The 17252-nt window shown below is 75.5% G+C and carries 10 protein-coding genes; 9 read left to right on the forward strand and 1 reads right to left on the reverse strand.

Annotated elements, in window-relative coordinates; translation table 11 throughout:
* Positions 1–68 precede the first annotated feature (68 nt).
* The 3 genes from ABZ495_RS08185 (at position 69) to ABZ495_RS08195 (ending at position 8053) form a co-directional block, all read left to right on the forward strand.
* The gene (locus ABZ495_RS08185; RefSeq protein WP_359834969.1) at positions 69–3365 is read left to right on the forward strand and encodes an ATP-dependent DNA helicase; all 3297 of its coding nucleotides are present in this window, start codon (positions 69–71) and stop codon (positions 3363–3365) included.
* 77 nt (positions 3366–3442) lie between these two features.
* A complete protein-coding gene (locus ABZ495_RS08190; RefSeq protein WP_359834971.1) occupies positions 3443–6670 on the forward strand; it encodes an ATP-dependent DNA helicase in 3228 nt (1075 codons plus the stop codon).
* Positions 6671–6862: 192 nt separating this feature from the next.
* Entirely contained in the window at positions 6863–8053 is a 1191-nt protein-coding gene (locus ABZ495_RS08195) for a PP2C family protein-serine/threonine phosphatase (protein ID WP_329489497.1), read from the forward strand.
* A gap of 32 nt (positions 8054–8085) precedes the next feature.
* Here ABZ495_RS08195 and ABZ495_RS08200 read toward each other — a convergent pair whose 3' ends face one another.
* Positions 8086–9057 (reverse strand): endonuclease/exonuclease/phosphatase family protein, encoded by a 972-nt coding sequence (locus ABZ495_RS08200; RefSeq protein WP_359803258.1) that lies wholly within the window; start codon positions 9055–9057, stop codon positions 8086–8088.
* Positions 9058–9133: 76 nt separating this feature from the next.
* On the opposite strand from ABZ495_RS08200, the gene ABZ495_RS08205 reads away from it, so the two are divergent.
* The 6 genes from ABZ495_RS08205 (at position 9134) to ABZ495_RS08230 (ending at position 17219) form a co-directional block, all read left to right on the forward strand.
* Positions 9134–9772, forward strand: coding sequence for a PadR family transcriptional regulator (locus ABZ495_RS08205; RefSeq protein ID WP_329489499.1), 639 nt, complete (start codon positions 9134–9136; stop codon positions 9770–9772).
* Positions 9773–9844: 72 nt separating this feature from the next.
* Positions 9845–10618 (forward strand): ABC transporter ATP-binding protein, encoded by a 774-nt coding sequence (locus ABZ495_RS08210; protein ID WP_329489500.1) that lies wholly within the window; start codon positions 9845–9847, stop codon positions 10616–10618.
* Positions 10615–13503 carry an ABC transporter permease gene (locus ABZ495_RS08215; RefSeq protein WP_359834972.1) on the forward strand — a complete coding sequence of 963 codons (2889 nt, stop codon included), beginning with the start codon at positions 10615–10617 and terminating at the stop codon, positions 13501–13503. The genes ABZ495_RS08210 and ABZ495_RS08215 overlap by 4 nt, the downstream gene beginning before the upstream one ends.
* A gap of 139 nt (positions 13504–13642) precedes the next feature.
* Positions 13643–15055 carry a dipeptidase gene (locus ABZ495_RS08220; RefSeq protein WP_329489502.1) on the forward strand — a complete coding sequence of 471 codons (1413 nt, stop codon included), beginning with the start codon at positions 13643–13645 and terminating at the stop codon, positions 15053–15055.
* An 81-nt stretch (positions 15056–15136) separates the two neighbouring features.
* On the forward strand, positions 15137–16078 hold the full coding sequence (gene nudC, locus ABZ495_RS08225; RefSeq protein ID WP_329489503.1) for an NAD(+) diphosphatase: 942 nt from the start codon (positions 15137–15139) through the stop codon (positions 16076–16078).
* 277 nt (positions 16079–16355) lie between these two features.
* Complete coding sequence (locus ABZ495_RS08230) at positions 16356–17219, forward strand: GntR family transcriptional regulator (protein ID WP_359803254.1); 864 nt, start codon at positions 16356–16358, stop codon at positions 17217–17219.
* Positions 17220–17252 lie beyond the last annotated feature (33 nt).

Raw genomic sequence — 17252 nt, forward strand, 5'->3', positions numbered from 1 at the left:
CCGCGGGCCCGTCCGCCGTTGCCCGAAGCACGACCCCCAGGACGTCCGTGAGCTCCCCCTACCGTCTGGTGCGAAGCCCCCTCGCGCTCCCCGCCCCGCCCGTGCTGGACGACTACCAGCGCGCCGTGGTGGAGCACGCGGGCGGCCCGCTGCTGGTGCTCGCCGGGCCCGGGACCGGCAAGACCACCACGCTGGTGGAGGCCGTCGCCCGGCGGATCGAGCGCGGCACCGACCCCGAGCGGATCCTGGTGCTGACCTTCAGCCGCAAGGCCGCGATGGAACTGCGCGACCGGATGTCCGGCCGGCTCGGGGCCTCCGCCCCCGCCCCGCAGGCCACCACCTTCCACTCCTTCTGCTACGCGCTGCTCCGGGCCCACCAGGACCCTCAGGACTACGCCGAGCCGCTGCGGCTGCTCTCCGGCCCCGAGCAGGACGTCATGGTCCGCGAGCTGCTGGCCGGCGGCGCCGAGGACGCCCGCGGGGGCCGGGGCCGGATCGACTGGCCGCTCGACCTCCGGGCCTGCCTGACCACCCGCGGCTTCGCCGACGAGGTCCGCGCCGTGCTCGCCCGCAGCCGGGAGCTCGGCCTCGGCGAGGCCGAGCTGCGGCGGTTCGCCGAGGGCGTGCAGCGCCCCGACTGGGCGGCCGCCGCCCACTTCCTGGCCGACTACCTGGACGTCCTGGACCTGCGCGGGGTGCTCGACTACGCCGAGCTGGTCCACCGCGCGGTGCTGCTGGCCGAGCGCCCCGAGGTGGGCGAGCGGCTGCGGCAGCGCTACGAGGTGGTCTTCGTCGACGAGTACCAGGACACCGACCCCTCGCAGGTCCGGCTGCTGCGCCAGCTCGCCGGCGGCGGGCGGGAGCTGGTCGCCGTCGGGGATCCGGACCAGTCGATCTACGCGTTCCGCGGCGCCGACATCAACGGCATCCTGGAGTTCCCGCAGACCTTCCGGCAGGCCGGCGGCGGCCCAGCCGAGGTCAAGGTGCTGCGGGTCTCCCGCCGCTCCGGCGCCGTACTGCTCGCCGCCTCCCGCGAGCTGGCCCGGCGGATGCCGATGGGCCGGCTGCCGGCCGACAAGCTCGCCCAGCACCGGGCCCTGCTGCCGTCCCGCGAGGGCGGCCGGGTCGAGGTGTACACCTACCCGACCCCGGGCACCGAACTGGACTCGATCGCCGACCTGCTGCGCCGCGCCCACCTGGAGGACGGCGTGCCGTGGGGCGAGATGGCCGTCCTGGTCCGGGCCGGCGGCCGGTCCATCCCCGGGGTGCGGCGGGCGCTCAGCGCGGCCGGCGTCCCGCTGGAGATCGACGGTGACGACCTGCCGCTGCGCGAGGAGCCCGCCGTCGCCCAGCTGCTGGTCGCCCTGCGGGTCTGCGCCGAGCAGGCCGCCCGGGACAAGCACGACCGCGCCGCCGGCCCCGACCCGCTCACCACCGAGCTCGCGCACACCCTGCTCACCGGCCCGCTCGGCGGCCTGGACGGCTCCGACCTGCGCCGCCTCGGACGCGCCCTGCGCGAGGAGGAGCGTGCCGCGCTGCGCGCCGACGGCCGGGCGGCGGCCGTGCCCCGCGCGGCCGAGGAGCTGATCCGCGAGGCCCTCGCCGAGCCCGAGCGGCTGATCGCCCTCGACCCCTCGCACGCCCGGCGCGCCCGCGACCTCGGCACCCTGCTGCGCAAGGTCCGCGAGCGGCTGGCCGGCGGCTGCACCGCGGAGGACGCGCTCTGGGAGCTCTGGGACGGCAGCCGGCGCTGGCGCGAGCGCCTGGAGCGGGCGGCGCTGCGCGGCGGCGCGGCCGGCCGCAACGCCGACCGGGACCTCGACGCGCTCTGCGCCCTGTTCGAGACCGCCGCCCGCGCCGAGGAGCAGGTCACCGGCCACCGCAGCGCCCTCGACCTGCTCGCCGAGCTGGAGGCCCAGGACATCGCGGCCGACACCCTCACCGTGCGGGCCGTCCGCCCGGACGCCGTCCGGCTGATGACCGCGCACCGCTCCAAGGGCCTGGAGTGGCGGGTGGTCGTGGTGGCCGGCGTCCAGGACGGCCTCTGGCCCGACCTGCGCCGCCGCGGCTCGCTGCTGGAGGCCGACCGGATCGGCCGCGACGGCCTGGCCGAGCCGCTCTCCCCGGCCGCCCTGCTCGGCGAGGAGCGCCGGCTCTTCTACGTCGCCGCCACCCGCGCCAAGGAGCGGCTGATCGTCACTGCCGTCAAGGCCCCCGCCGACGACGGCGACGAGCCGTCCCGCTTCCTGCGCGAGCTCTACCGCGAGGACGTCGACCCGCGGACCGGCAAGGTGCTGCGCCGGACCCCGCCGGTCACCGTCGAGGACGTCACCCACCGCCCGCGCCGCCCGCTGTCCGTCCCCGCGCTGGTCGCCGAGCTGCGCGCGGTCACCGTCGACCCGGCCCGGTCGCCCGAGCTGCGCCGCGCCGCCGCCGAGCGGCTCGCCACCCTGGCGCTGGCCGCCGACGAGGACGGCCTGCCGCTGGTGCCGGCCGCCCACCCGGACCGCTGGTGGGGCCTGGACGACGCCACCGCCGCCCCCGAGCCGCTGCGCAGCGCCGATCTGCCGGTCCGGCTCTCCGGCAGCGGCCTGGAGCAGCTGGAGAACTGCTCGCTGCAGTGGTTCCTGGACAAGGAGGTCAAGGCGCGCGGCGCCGGTTCGGCCGCCCAGGGCTTCGGCAACGTGGTGCACGCCCTCGCCGACGAGGTCGGCTCCGGCCGCACCCCCGCCGACCTCGCCGTGCTGATGGAGCGGCTGGACACGGTCTGGGACGCGCTGGCCTTCGACGCGCCCTGGAAGTCCCAGCAGGAGAAGACCGAGGCCCGGGCCGCCCTGGAGCGCTTCCTGAACTGGCACGTCCTGCAACGCGGCCGCGACGTGGTCGCCACCGAGCACGGCTTCGACGTCACGCTGGACGTCGGCGGCGTCTCGGTGCGGATCCGCGGCTCGATGGACCGGGTGGAGAAGGACGACGCCGGGCGGGCCTACGTGGTGGACTTCAAGACCGGCAAGGAGGCGCCGACCGACAAGTCGCTGCCCGAGCACAAGCAGCTCGCGGTCTACCAGCTCGCCGTCCGGGCCGGGGCGCTCAACGAGCTGCCCGGGTTCGAGGGCCGGGTCCCCGACTCCGGCGGGGCCGAGCTGGTGCAGCTGCGCAAGCCCGACAAGGGCGCCCCGGAGGCGCCCAAGGTGCAGCGCCAGGACCCGCCGGACGGCGAGCCGTGGATCGAGAACCTGCTGGCCGACGCCGCCGGGCGGGTCCTCGCCGAGCGCTTCGTGCCGCGGACCGGCGGCGGCTGCGACCGCTGCACCTTCCGTCGCAGCTGCTCGGCCCAGCGTGACGGCGCCCAGGTGGTGGAGTGAGCGCCGCGGTGTGGGGGTGGCCACAGCGGGCCGGGCGAGGGGCCCGGACTGTCGGCGGTGCCCGTTAACGTTGCGGGGTGACCGCCGCGCTCAGCCACCCCGACCAGCTCAAGGAGCTGCTGGGCATCCCGTTCAACCGGGAGCAGATGGCGGCCATCGGCGCTCCGCTGGAGCCGGCCGTGATCGTCGCCGGGGCGGGCTCCGGGAAGACCACGGTGATGGCCGCCCGGGTGGTCTGGCTGGTCGGGTCCGGGGCCGTCCGCCCGGAGGAGGTGCTCGGCCTCACCTTCACCAACAAGGCCGCCGGGGAGCTCGCCGAACGCGTCCGCGCGGCCTTGCGGCTCGGCGGCGTGGCCGAACCGGACGAGGAGGCGCTCGGCGAGCCGGAGATCTCCACCTACCACGCCTTCGCCGGCCGCCTGCTCAAGGAGCACGGCCTGCGGATCGGCATCGAGCCGGACGTCCGGCTGCTCGCCGACGCCACCCGCTTCCAGCTCGCCGCCAAGGTGCTGCGCACCGCGCGCGGTCCCTTCCCGGCGCTCACCGGGACCTTCAGCAACCTGGTCGCCGACCTGACCGCGCTGGACGGCGAGCTCGCCGAGCACCTGGTCGAGCCGGACGCGCTGCGCGCCTTCGACGAGGAGCTGCTCGACACCCTCGCCACCGTCCGGCTCGGCAACGACGACCTGCGGGCCGTGCCGGTCACCGCCCGGGCCCGGCTGGAGCTGCTGCGCCTGGTCGAGGAGTACCGGCGGCGCAAGGCCGCGGCCGGGCTGATGGACTTCGGCGACCAGATAGCCGCCGCCGCCCGGCTCGCGCAGCAGCGCCCCGAGGTCGGCGAGCTGCTCCGGGCCCAGTACCGGGTGGTGCTGCTCGACGAGTACCAGGACACCTCGGTCGCGCAGCGGCTGATGCTGGCCGGCCTGTACGGCGCCGGCCCCGAGGGGCGGGGCACCGGCCACCCCGTCACCGCCGTCGGCGACCCCTGCCAGGCGATCTACGGCTGGCGCGGCGCCTCGGTCGCCAACCTGGACGACTTCCCCCGGCACTTCCCGAAGGCCGACGGCTCCGGGGCGGCCCGGTACTCGCTCAGCGAGAACCGCCGCAGCGGCGGGCGGCTGCTCGCCTTCGCCAACGAGTTGGCCGAACCGCTGCGCGCGATGCACGAGGGCGTCGAGGCGCTGCGCCCGGCTCCCGGCGCCGAGCAGGAGGGCTACGTCCGGGCCGCACTGCTGCCCACCCACGCGCAGGAGATCGACTGGCTGGCCGACTCGATCGCCCACCTGGTCCGCACCGGTACCGCCCCGGGCCGGATCGCCGTGCTCTGCCGGGGCGGCGCGGCCTTCCCCGACATCCACGCGGCGCTGGTCGCCCGGGAGGTGCCGGTCGAGGTGGTCGGACTCGGCGGCCTGCTGCAACTGCCCGAGGTGGCCGACCTGGTGGCGACCTGCGAGGTGCTGCAGGACCCGACCGCCAACGCGGCGCTGGTCCGGCTGCTGATCGGCCCGCGCTGGCGGATCGGCCCGCGCGACCTCGCCCTGCTCGGCCGGCGCGCCGCCGAGCTGGTGCGCACCGCCCGGCCGGAGGGCGTCGAGGCGCTGGCCGCGGCCGTCGCCGAGGCCGATCCGACCGAGGTGGTCTCGCTGGCCGACGCGCTGGAGACCTTCCTGGACCCGGCGTCCGGCGGGGACGGCGACCGGTCCGACGAGCTGCCGTTCTCCGCGGAGGCCAGGCCGCGCTTCGCCCGGCTCGCCCGGGAGCTGCGCGAGCTGCGCCGCTCGCTCGCCGAGCCGCTGATGGACGTGCTGCACCGGGTGCTCGCGGTCACCGGCCTGGAGGTCGAACTCGCCGCCTCCCCCCAGGCACTGGCCGCCCGCCGCCGGGAGACCCTGCACGCCTTCCTGGACGTCGCGGCCGGCTTCGCGGACCTGGACGGCGACCCGGGCCTGTCGGCCTTCCTCGGCTTCCTGCGCGCCGCCCAGGAGTACGAGCGCGGGCTGGACAGCAGCCTGCCCGGCGGGGAGGACACCGTGAAGGTCCTCACCGCGCACAAGTCCAAGGGCCTGGAGTGGGACGTCGTGGCCGTTCCCGGGCTGGTCAGGGGCACCTTCCCGTCCTCGACCACGCGTGAGCGCTGGACCAGCGTCAAGCGGGTGCTGCCGCACGCCCTGCGCGGCGACGCGGCCACCCTGCCCGATGTGCGCGGCGGGTGGAACAGCAAGTCCATGGCCGCCTTCAAGGCGGCGCTCGCCGAGCACTCGGGCACCGAGGAACTGCGCCTCGGCTACGTCGCCTTCACCCGGCCGCGGTCGCTCCTGCTGGCCTCCGGGCACTGGTGGGGCCCCAGCCAGAAGACCGTGCGCGGCCCGTCCGCCTTCCTGGAGCGGCTGCGGACGCACTGCGAGCGGCCCGGCGCCGGCGAGCTCGAACACTGGGCCGAGCAGCCGCCCAAGGGCGCCGAGAACCCGGCGCTGGCCGCGCCCGTCGAGCGGCCCTGGCCGCTGCCGCTGGATCCGGCGGCCCAGCACGCCCGCCGCCGGGTCGCCGCGGTGGTGCACCGCCGCCTCGCCGGCCTGCCCGCCCCCGAACCGGAGCCGATGGCCGCCGAGGACCGCCGCCAGGTCGAGTCCTGGGACCGCGACCTCATCGCGCTGGTCGGCGAGTTGGAGCGGTCCCGGCGCAGCGTCCGGGAGGTGCCGCTGCCCGCCGCGCTGTCCGCCACCCAGCTCCAGCGGCTGGCCGCCGATCCGGACGGCTTCGCGCACGACCTGGCCCGCCCGATGCCCCGGCCGCCGCAGCCGGCCGCCCGCCGGGGCACCCGGTTCCACGCCTGGGTGCAGTCCCGGATCGAGCCGCTGCTGCTGATCGAGCCGGGCGCGCTGCCGGGCGCCGACGACGACGGCATCGAGGACGAGCAGGACCTGGAGCGGCTCAAGGAGGCGTTCCTGCGCACGCCCTACGCGAACCGGACGCCCTACCGGGTCGAGGCGCCGTTCCAGTTGGTGCTGGCGGGCCGGGTGGTGCGCGGCCGGATCGATGCGGTCTACCGGGAAGATGACGGCCGGTCGGAATTCGGCGGCGCGTCACGCTACGAAGTGGTGGACTGGAAGACGCACCGCGAGGAGACCGCCGATCCGCTCCAGCTCGCGGTCTACCGGGTCGCCTGGGCCGAACAGTTGGGAGTTCCGCCGGAGCAGGTCACGGCGTCCTTCCTGTACGTCCGCAGCGGTCGGGTCGAACAACCCGCAGGACTTCCCGACCGAAAAGAGTTGGAACGGCTCCTGATCGGGAACAGTGAAGAATGAGTCACGCAGAGCATTCAAGTCATCACGGCAGCGGGCGAAACCTGTGCGTAGTGCACGTTTCGTGCCTATTGTGGGGTCGGTAACCGGTCAACCCCTGTGCTCCGGCCGCCAGCGAGGCCCGCATTCCCCAACCCTCAGTCATCACCGCGGGTGCCCACGGGGCACCGGCGTCTTCTGCTGGAGAGACCGAAGTTGAGCGCGACCGGATGGATGAGAGAGCGGTTCGCCGGGCCGGCCCCGGGGACCGCTCCGGGCTCGACCGGCACCTGGCCGAGGACGGCGCTCGCGCTGCCGTTCATCGGCATGGCGCTGGTCGTGGCCCTCGACTACGTCAGCAACACCGAGGTGACGGTCGAGCCGGCCCTCACCGCCGTTCCCGCGCTGGCCGCCGTGGTCAGCCGGCGTACCTGGTACCCGCTCGCCATCGGCCTCTGCACCGAGGCCGTGGCCTTCCTGATGGCCGCCAGCAGCGACTCGCTCGGCGAGTCCGTGCACAGCGCCACCGTCTTCGCCGTCGTGCTGGTCGCCGCGATCGGCTGGGTCAGCGCCACCCTGCGGCTGCGCCAGGAGAAGGCGCTGGCCGACGCCCAGCTGGTCGCCTCGATCGCCCGCCGGGTGCTGCTGCGGCCGGTTCCCGAGCGGGTCGGCACCGTCCGGGCCGCCGTCCACTACGAGGCCGCCGCCGCGCACGCCAGGATCGGCGGCGACCTCTACGAGGTGGTCAACACCCGGCACGGGGTCCGGGCCGTGGTCGGCGACGTCCGGGGCAAGGGGCTCGGCGCGGTGGAGACCGCCGCCGCCGTGCTCGGCGCCTTCCGGGAGGCCGCCCACCAGGAGCCCGCGCTGGACCGGGTGGCGGGCTGGCTCGCGGTGAGCCTCGACCGGGCCCTGCACGAGAACGAGCACCCCGGCGTGGAGGAGGAGTTCGTCACCCTGGTGCTGATCGGGGTCCGGCCCGACGGCACCGCCGAGATCGTCAACTGCGGCCACCCGTCGCCGCTGCTGCTGCGGGGCACCGAGCCGGTCCGGCCGCTGGAGCTCGCCGAGACGGTGCCCCCGCTCGGCGTCCTCGACCCGGTCGACGTCCGGCCGCCGGTGCACGAGGTCCCGCTGCGGCAGGGGGACCGTGTCCTGCTGTTCACCGACGGAGTCATCGAGGCCCGGGACCGGGCGGGCGTCTTCTACCCGCTCGCCGAGCGGCTGCCGCACTGCGCGGACGGCCACCCGGTGGACGTCCTGCGACGCCTGCACCAGGACGTGGTCCGCCACGTCGGCCGCCAGCTCGGCGACGACGCGGCGATGCTGCTGCTCCAGTACGACCCGCTCGGGCCGGAGCCGCACCTGCCGCACCAGAACGGGCAGCTGACGCACCCCCGGAGCTGACCGCCCGGCACCGGGCGGCCCGGCCGGACCGCCTAGAGGCCGACCTCCACCACCAGCGGGCGGTGGTCCGACACCACCGTCCGCGGGGCGGCCGCCGGGCCGACCGCGGTGCGCGGCACGCCCACCGCGAGCACGTGGTCGAACTGCACGGCCGGCCGGTGCGAGGGGTAGGTGGGCGTGCGGGCCAGGTCGTACCAGCCCTGGAGCCGCGCCCGGGGCTCGCGCACCCGCCGCCGGCGCGGCTCGACCAGGGCCGGCCGGGCCCGCCGGGCCGCCCGCAGTTCGCGCACCCGTGCCCGGGGCGCCGTCCGGTCCAGCGCGGTGGCCCCGCCCAGCACCGTCCGGGGCACCGCGCCGATCAGGTTGAAGTCCCCCAGGACCAGGTAGGGCTGCGGCAGGTCGGCGATCCAGCGCCGGATCCCCGCCAGCTGCGCCATGTTCCAGCCGGGCACGAACGACAGGTGCGCCGCCACCACGGTGAACGGCCCGTGCTCGCCCTCCAGTACGGCCGCCAGCGCGGCCCGCGGCTCGTCCGGGACGGGCGTGAGCCCGCGCCGGCCGGCCACCCGCAGCGGCAGCCCGAACGGGGCCGGGGCGAACCGCCGGGCCCGCCAGTGCCGCACCGGCAGCCGGGTCAGCAGTGCGGTGCCGTACGACGGCGGCGCGTCGTCGCCGACCTCGTTCGGCCCGTACACCTGGAGTCCGGCGGGGACGGCGGGCTCCGGCACCCAGCCCGCGACCGGCGCCGGGCGCCCGTGCAGCGCGGCGGCGAACCGCCAGTCCGCGGCGCCCATCGCCTTGGCGGCGACGGCGGCCTGGTCGGTGCCGCCGGAGCGGGCCTGGTAGCGGTCCACCTCCTGGAGGGCGAGCACGTCGGCGTCCAGCGCGGCCACCGCCTGCGCCAACGGTCCACCGGCGTCGGCGGGGTAGGGCCGCGGAGCACCGTCCGGGGCGAGCGGCTGACCGTGCAACAGATTGAAGGTGGCGATGCGCAACTGGCTCACACCGCACGACGGTACCCGCTCGCCGGGAGGGGGCGCCGCTTGAGCCCGCCGGGCATACCGGGTATACATACTCGGTATGTCCATCCGTCACGGTCTGCTCGCCCTGCTCGACCAGGGCCCGCGCTACGGCTACCAGCTGCGTACCGAGTTCGAGGCGCGCACCGGTGCCACCTGGCCGCTCAACGTCGGCCAGGTCTACACCACCCTGTCCCGCCTGGAGCGCGACGGCCTGGTCGAGCCCGCGGGGGAGGACGAGGAGGGGCACCAGTTCTACGCGGTCACCGAAGCAGGACGCGCGGAGCTGCGCACCTGGTTCGACACCCCGGTGCCGCGGACCAGCCCACCGCGCGACGAGCTGGCGATCAAGCTGGCCATGGCGGTCACCGTCCCCGGGGTGGACGTGCCCGCCGTCGTCCAGGGCCAGCGCCGGCACAGCATCAAGGCGCTCCAGGACTACACCCGGCTCAAGGCCCGCGCGCTGACCGGCGAGGCCCGCCCCGGCGGCGCCGGCCCGTCGGCCGCCCCCGGCGCCGACCTCGCCTGGCTGCTCGTCCTCGAACAGCTGATCTTCCAGACCGAGGCCGAGATCCGCTGGCTCGACCACTGCGAGACCCGCCTCGCCCAGCACGCCGAGATCGAACAGGCCCGGGCCGCCGAGGCCCGCGCCGCCGAGCCCGAGGTCGTCCGGCGCGGGCGGCGCCGCACCCGGGCCTGAACCCGTACGGACTTCATGAACCACGGCCCGGCCGCCATCCGCGACCCCGGGCCCAGAACAGCAGGGGGAAGTGTGATCCACACCGATCCGAGCAGGCTCGGCACCGAACCGGTGCTGCACCTGGACAACGTCACCCGGGTGCACGGCCAGGGCGCGGCCGAGGTGCACGCGCTGCGCGGGGTGGACCTCCGGGTGCACCCCGGCGAGTTCGTCGCCGTGATGGGGCCCTCCGGCTCCGGCAAGTCGACCTTGCTGACGCTCGCCGGGGGGCTGGACACCCCGAGCAGCGGTCGGGTCCTGGTCGAGGGCACCGCCCTGGGCGGCCTCAACCGCAAGAAGCTGGCCGAGGTCCGGCGCCGTTCGGTCGGCTACGTGTTCCAGGACTACAACCTGATCCCGGCCCTCACCGCGGCCGAGAACGTCTCGCTGCCGCGCGAGCTCGACGGTCTCTCCGGCCGCGCCGCCCGCCGCGAGGCGATGACCGCGCTGGAGGAGCTCGGCATCCCCGAGCTCGCCGACCGCTTCCCCGACGACATGTCCGGCGGGCAGCAGCAGCGCGTCGCCATCGCCCGCGCGCTGATCGGCGACCGCCGGCTCGTCCTCGCCGACGAGCCCACCGGCGCCCTCGACTCCACCACCGGTGAGTCGGTCCTCGCCGTGCTGCGCGCCCGCTGCGACGCCGGCGCCGCCGCGATGATGGTCACCCACGAGGCCAGGCACGCCGCCTGGGCCGACCGCGTGGTCTTCCTCCGCGACGGCCGCATGGTCGACGAGAGCATCAGCCAGGACGCCGGCACCCTGCTGGTCTCCGCGGCCACCAACGCGAAGGGCCCGGTGGCGCAGTGAGGTTCAGCGCCTGGCGGGTCGCCCTGCGGATCGCCCGACGGGACGCCCTGCGCGCCAAGGGCCGCAGCGCGCTCGTGGTCGCCATGGTCGCGCTGCCCGTGCTCGGCGTCACCGGCGCCGACGTGTTCTTCCGCAGCGCCGAACTCGACCCCGTCGAGCGGATCGTCCGCACCATGGGCCAGTCCGACGCCGAGATCCACATGGTCGACCGCGGCTCGATCATCCTGCAGGCACCGGACCCGGACCAGCCCTTCGACCTCACCGGCGCCGACGAGGCCAAGGTGGAGAACGGCCGGCCCCAGTACACGCCCGAGCAGCGCCGCAGCCTCGACACCGAGCCGGCCGAACTGGTCAGGCAGCTGGTCCCGGCCGGCACCACGCTCGTCCCGCTGCGCGAGGGCCCGTACGTCCCCACCAGCACCGTGCAGGGCCTGCTCAGCGTGCGGACCGCCGAGGCCGACCTGAACGACCCGGTCTGGAAGGGCCGGATCGACGTGGTCGAGGGCCGCGCCCCGAGCGCCGGCCACGAGGTCGCCGTCACCCGGGACTTCCTCGACCGCTCCGGCCTCAGGATCGGCGACCGCACCTCCCCGCGCGGTCTGGAGGCCACCCCCTTCACCATCACGGCCGTCGCCGAGTACCCCGGCGACCTGCGGGCCACCGGGCTGATCGCCCGCCCCGGCGCGCTGGTCGACCCGCTGATGAAGCTGCCCGGCGCCGACAAGGGCCTCGGCCGCTCCGCGCTGGGGGAGAGCGCCCGCTGGCTGGTCAAGCTCCCGGCCGGGGCCGCGATCGACTGGCCCAAGGTGACCGAGTTCAACAAGTACGGCTTCACCGTCGCCTCCCGCAGCGTGCTGCTCGACCCGCCGGCCCGTTCCGAGGTGCCGCTCTACGCCCAGAAGGGCCAGAGCAGCGGCGGTACCCCCTACCTCGACCGGACCTCCGTCGTCATCCTCGCCACCGTGGTCGGCATGGCGCTGCTGGAGATCGTGCTCCTCGCGGGCCCCGCCTTCGCCGTCGGGGCCAGGCGCTCCCGCCGCCAGCTCGGTCTGCTCGCCGCCGGCGGCGGTAACCGGGCCGACGTCCGCGCGGTCGTCCTCGGCGGCGGGGTCGTGCTCGGAGTCACCGGCGCCGCCCTCGGTCTGGCCGTCGGCGTCGGCCTGGTCGCGGTGCTGCGCACCCAGGCCGAGAACTACGCCGGCGAGCGGTTCGGCCACTTCGACCTCCAGCCGCTCGACCTGCTCGGCGTCCTGGGCATCGGCCTGGTCACCGGTCTGCTCGCGGCCGTCGTCCCGGCCGTCCAGGCCTCCCGGCAGGACGTCGTCGCCGCGCTGACCGGCCGCGACTCGCTCAAGCCGCCGAGCCGCAAGCTCGCGCTGCTCGGCCTGCTGATGGTGGCCGGCGGCGCCGCGCTCGCCCTGCTCGGCGCGACCAGCGGCTTCGGCAACCGCAGTACGGCCGTGCTCGGCGGCTCGATGATCGCCGAACTCGGCATGGTCGCCCTGACGCCCTACCTGGTCGGCCTGTTCGGGCGGATCGGCCGCTGGCTGCCGCTCGGCCCCCGGCTCGCGCTGCGCGACTCGGTCCGCCACCGCGGACGCACCGCCCCCGCCGTCGCGGCGGTGATGGCCGCCGTCGCCGGCTCGGTCGCCGTCGGCATCTACACCGCCAGCAGCCATGAGGAGCACCGCCGGGAGTACGTCGCCGCCGCGCCGGCCGGCGCGGTCACGGTGAGCAGCGGCTGGGGCTCGGCCGCCGACGGGAAGCTGCTGCCCCAGCTGCGCGGCGCCGTCGAGAGCAACATCCCCGACCTCGGCCGGCGCGCCGACGTGCAGGAGGTCGGCCTCAAGGGCGACTGCGACCGGACGCACGGCAACTGCGGCTACGTCACCACCGAGCTGCCGAAGGAGCTGCGCTGCCCGCTGTTCGACAAGGGCAGCGAGGCCATCGCCCCGGCCGAGGCCGAGCGGCTCCGCAAGGAGGACGCGCGCTGCAGGGCGAACCACTCCTACCGGGTCAACCCGTTCAGCATGGTGGCCGCCGGGGACGCCACCCTGCTGCGCAACCTGTTCGGTGTGGACGACCCGGCCGCCGGCCAGGCGCTGGCCGCCGGCAAGGCCGTCGTGTTCGACGCCGACTACGTCAAGGACGGCAAGCTCGTCGTGAGCGTGACGGAGCCGGCCGAGGAGCAGTCGAACAAGCTGAACGCCTCGCCCGTGCACGACACGCCCAGCCACGAGATCGCCGTCGACGCGGTGCTGTTCCGCGCCGTCGTCCCGACCGGTGGCCAGGCGCTGGTGAGCCCGGAGACCGCCGGCCGGCTCGGGCTGGGCACCCATGACGCCGGTTCGGTCTGGCTGCCCGCCAAGGCGCCGTCCGACAGCGCCGAGCAGAAGGCGACGGCGGCGATCGACAAGCTCGCCGACGGCACCCAGTTCGGGGTCGAGCGCGGCTTCCGGTCCAACGACGACCTGGTCAGCCTCGGTCTGACGGGCTTCGCCGCCCTGGTCGCGCTCGGCGCCGCCGGCATCGCCACCGGGCTCGCCGCCGCCGACTCGCAGCGCGACCTGACCACCCTCGCGGCGGTCGGCGCCGCGCCGCGGATCCGCCGCAGCCTCTCCGGCTTCCAGTGCGGGGTGATCGCCGCGATGGGCACCCTGCTCGGCGTGGTCGCCGGGGTGGTGCCGGCGGTGGCCCTGCGCAAGGTGGAGGGCGTGTCCGTCTCCTACCCGGGGATGTCCCCCGAGGAGACGGCCGACCACAGCGTGATCGTCTTCCCGTGGCTCGACATCGGCGCCACCGTGATCGTCCTGCCGCTGCTCGCGGTGGGGCTGGCCACGCTGCTCACCCGCTCGCGGATCTCGCTGCTGCGCCGCTCCGGCTGACCGCGCGTTCCCCGTGTCCCCCGTCACCCCCGGCCGCCGCCCCCGCGCGGCCGGGGGTGACGGACGTTACAGGCCGTCCGGCGCCCGGTGGCCGGACGGCCGGGGCGGGCACCCGCACGGGCGAACTAAAGTCGTCCGTATGACGAGAACCCCGGACAGCGTCGTCCGCTCCTTCATCGACCGGCACCAGGCCGAGTTCCTGGCCGACCTCTCCGACTGGCTGGGCATCCCCTCCGTCTCGGCCGAGCCCGAGCGGGCCGGTGAGGTCCGCCGCTCCGCCGAGTGGCTGGCCGCGAAGCTGGGCGGGACCGGGTTCCCGGTGGTCGAGGTCTGGGAGACGGACGGCCTGCCGGCGGTGTTCGCCGAGTGGCCGTCGGGGGACGCGTCCGCGCCGACCGTCCTGGTCTACGGGCACCACGACGTGCAGCCCGCCGCCAAGGAGGACGGCTGGGCGACGGAGCCCTTCGAGCCGACCGTGGTCGGCCGGCAGCTGTTCGCGCGCGGGGCCGCCGACGACAAGGGGCAGGTGTTCTTCCACACGCTCGGGGTCCGCGCCCACCTGGCCGCCACCGGGCGCACCGCGCCGGCCGTCAACCTCAAGCTGCTGATCGAGGGCGAGGAGGAGTCCGGCTCGCCGCACTTCCCCGCGCTGGTCCGCCGGGAGGCCGGGCGGCTGGCCGCCGATGTGGTGATCATCTCGGACACCGGGATGTGGTCCGAGACCACGCCGACGGTCTGCACCGGCATGCGGGGCCTGGCCGACGCCCAGATCGACCTCTACGGCCCGGACAGCGACATCCACTCCGGTTCCTTCGGCGGCGCCGTCCCCAACCCGGCGGCGGTCGCGGCCGAACTGGCCGCGGCGCTGCACGACGAGGACCGCCGGGTGGCCGTCCCGGGCTTCTACGACGGCGTGGTCGAGCTGACCGCGCGCGAGCGCGAACTCTTCGCCGAGCTGCCCTTCGACGAGGGGCAGTGGCTGAAGGTCGCCAAGTCGCACGGCACCCTCGGCGAGGCCGGCTACTCCACCCTGGAGCGCGTCTGGGCCCGGCCGACCGCCGAGGTGAACGGCATCTGGGGCGGCTACACCGGCCCCGGCGGCAAGACCATCGTGCCGTCCTCGGCGCACCTCAAGCTCTCCTTCCGGCTGGTGGCCGGCCAGGAGGTGGAGCGGGTCCAGGAGGCCGTCCGGTCCTGGGTGGCGCAGCGGGTGCCCGAGGGCATCCGGTACGCGCTGGAGTTCCCGGGCGCCACCCGGCCCTGCCTGACCCCGCTGGACCACCCGGCCCTGCGGTCCACCGTCCGGGCGATGGAGCGGGCCTTCGGGCAGCGGATCCTGTTCACCCGGGAGGGTGGTTCCGGCCCGGCCGCCGAACTCCAGGACGTGCTCGGCGCGCCGGTGCTCTTCCTCGGCATCTCGGTGCCCTCGGACGGCTGGCACTCGGTCGACGAGAAGGTCGAGCTCGACCTGCTGGCCAAGGGCGTGGAGACGACCGCCTACCTCTGGGCCGACCTGGCCGAGAACTGGCGGCCGGGCGGCGAGGCGGCGTGAAGGCCGCGGGGCGCCCTCCGCGGCCCGTCCTGGCGAACAGACCACTCATCCGGATGATTCATCACGTGGGGATGGAACGAAGTGAGCACCGTGCCTGAGACCGAACGCCCGCTGCCCCCGGCACTGGCCCGGGCCGGGGTCGACCGGGCGGCCCAGCACCGGTTCGACGAGCCCTGGCTGGCGGCCGCCTGGAGCCACCCGACCACCAAGGTGCTGCCGATCGCCGGCGGCGAGGCGTTCGTGGTGGACACCGGGCAGGGCACCGAACTGGTGCTGATGCCCTCGTTCGAGGCGCCGCAGACCGGGGACCGCTACTTCCTCGGCACCGACGAGGACGGGGTGTCGTACTTCGCGCTGGCCGGCGAGAGCCTGCCGGGGCGCCTCGACGGCGACGCCCGCCCGGCCGGGCTGCGCGAGGTCGGGGGGATGCTCTCCGACCGGGACGCCGGGCTGCTGGTGCACGCCGTCGCGCTGGAGCACTGGCACCGGCTGCACAGCTTCTGCTCGCGCTGCGGGCACCCGACCGAGAAGGCCGGCGCCGGCCACGTCCGGCGCTGCACCTCCTGCGCGGCCGAGCACTACCCGCGCACCGACGCGGCGGTGATCATGATGATCACCGACGAGCAGGACCGCTGCCTGCTGGGCCGGCAGGCGCTCTGGCCGGAGGGCCGCTGGTCGACCCTGGCCGGGTTCGTCGAGCCGGGCGAGTCGATCGAGCAGGCCGTGGTCCGCGAGGTCTTCGAGGAGGCCGGGGTGCGGGTGGCCGAGGTCGCCTACGTGGCCAGCCAGCCGTGGCCGTTCCCGTCCAGTCTGATGCTGGGCTTCATGGGCAAGGCCGACCCGGACGGGACGGCCATCACCGTGGACGGCGAGGAGCTGGCCGAGGCGCGCTGGTTCTCCCGGGAGGAGCTGCGGGCCGGCATGGCGGCGGGCGAGATCCTGCCGCCGTCCGGGATTTCGATCGCCCGTCACCTGGTCGAACTCTGGTACGGGGAGCGGCTGCCTTCGGCGGCGCGCTGGTAATTCCGACAATCGGGGGCGTGCGGCTTATTGCCGCGCGCCCCCGATTTCGTTTCGTGCCCTCCGTCGCGCCGGTCATCCAGGGGCCCGGCACGGCCGAACGGGTGGTCCGGACGGATTTCGCGCCGGTCGGGCGCGCTGACGTTCGTATCCGGAGGGGCCGCCTCCTGCCGTGTTCCGGCGGGCCAGGGTGCCCACCGCTGGCCCGCCGTCGCCGATCCGGGTCGACATTGTCGGAATCGGCTGAAACCGGGTCACCGCCCTCGCTACATTCACTCGGGTGACAATCCCCCGAGGCACCACCCAATCCCCCAAATACCAGCGCCTCGCCGCCGATCTGCGCCGCCGGATCGCCGAGGGCGAATTCACCGCCCAGGCCGCCCTCCCGGTCGAGAGCGAACTGGAGCGCCAGTACGGGGTCGCCCGCAACACCGTCCGGCTGGCCGTCGACGTCCTGGTCAACGAGGGCCGGCTGGTCCGGCTCCAGGGCAAGGGCACCTACCTCCGGGAGCACCCCGTCCTGGACCACCGCGCCTACGGACCGGCCCCGGTGCCGCCGGGGCCGCGCGACCCGCTCGCCGGGCCGCGGGACTGCCTGGCCGTGCCCACCGCCGTCTACCTCGGCGAGGCCGCCGACGCCGGCCGGGAGCTCACCGTCGACTTCGAGATGATGATCGTCCGGGCCCGGGTCGACATCGCCGAGCGGCTCGGGCTCCGGCCCGGCGAGGCGATCGTGGTCCGCCGCCAGCTCCGGCTGCTGGACCGTGAGCCCTACTCGATCGAGGAGAGCCACTACCGGGCCGGCCTCGCCGCGGGCACCCCGCTGATGGAGCCCGACCAGATCGACGGCGGGGACGAGGCGGTGCTCGCCCTGCTCGGCCGAACCGAGATCGGGGCGGTGGACCACCTGGTGGCCCGGATGCCCGGCCCCGAGGAGGCGCAGTGGTTCCAGGGCGGCCCCGGGGTGCCGCTGATGGTCCAGACCCGGGTGACCTACGACCGGCGCGGCCCCGTCCGGGTCATCGAGACCCGCTACTCCGCCGACCGCAGCCGGCTGGTCTACGGCGTCGGCGACCTCGCCGCCCGGACCCAGCTGCCCGCACCCGCGGCGCCGGTGGACCCGGCCCGGGCCGACGCCCCCTGAGGTGCGCCGGCCCGGGCCCCGCGGGTCGTCGCG

It is taken from the genome of Kitasatospora sp. NPDC005748 (genome assembly GCF_040630735.1).
In the GTDB taxonomy this organism is placed as follows: domain Bacteria; phylum Actinomycetota; class Actinomycetes; order Streptomycetales; family Streptomycetaceae; genus Kitasatospora.

What these genes read in the sequence shown, in the direction of transcription:
- ABZ495_RS08205 (WP_329489499.1), top strand. Translation starts at nt 9,134, where the DNA reads ATGTCCATCCGTCACGGTCTGCTCGCCCTGCTCGACCAGGGCCCGCGC.
- ABZ495_RS08220 (WP_329489502.1), top strand. Translation starts at nt 13,643, where the DNA reads ATGACGAGAACCCCGGACAGCGTCGTCCGCTCCTTCATCGACCGGCAC.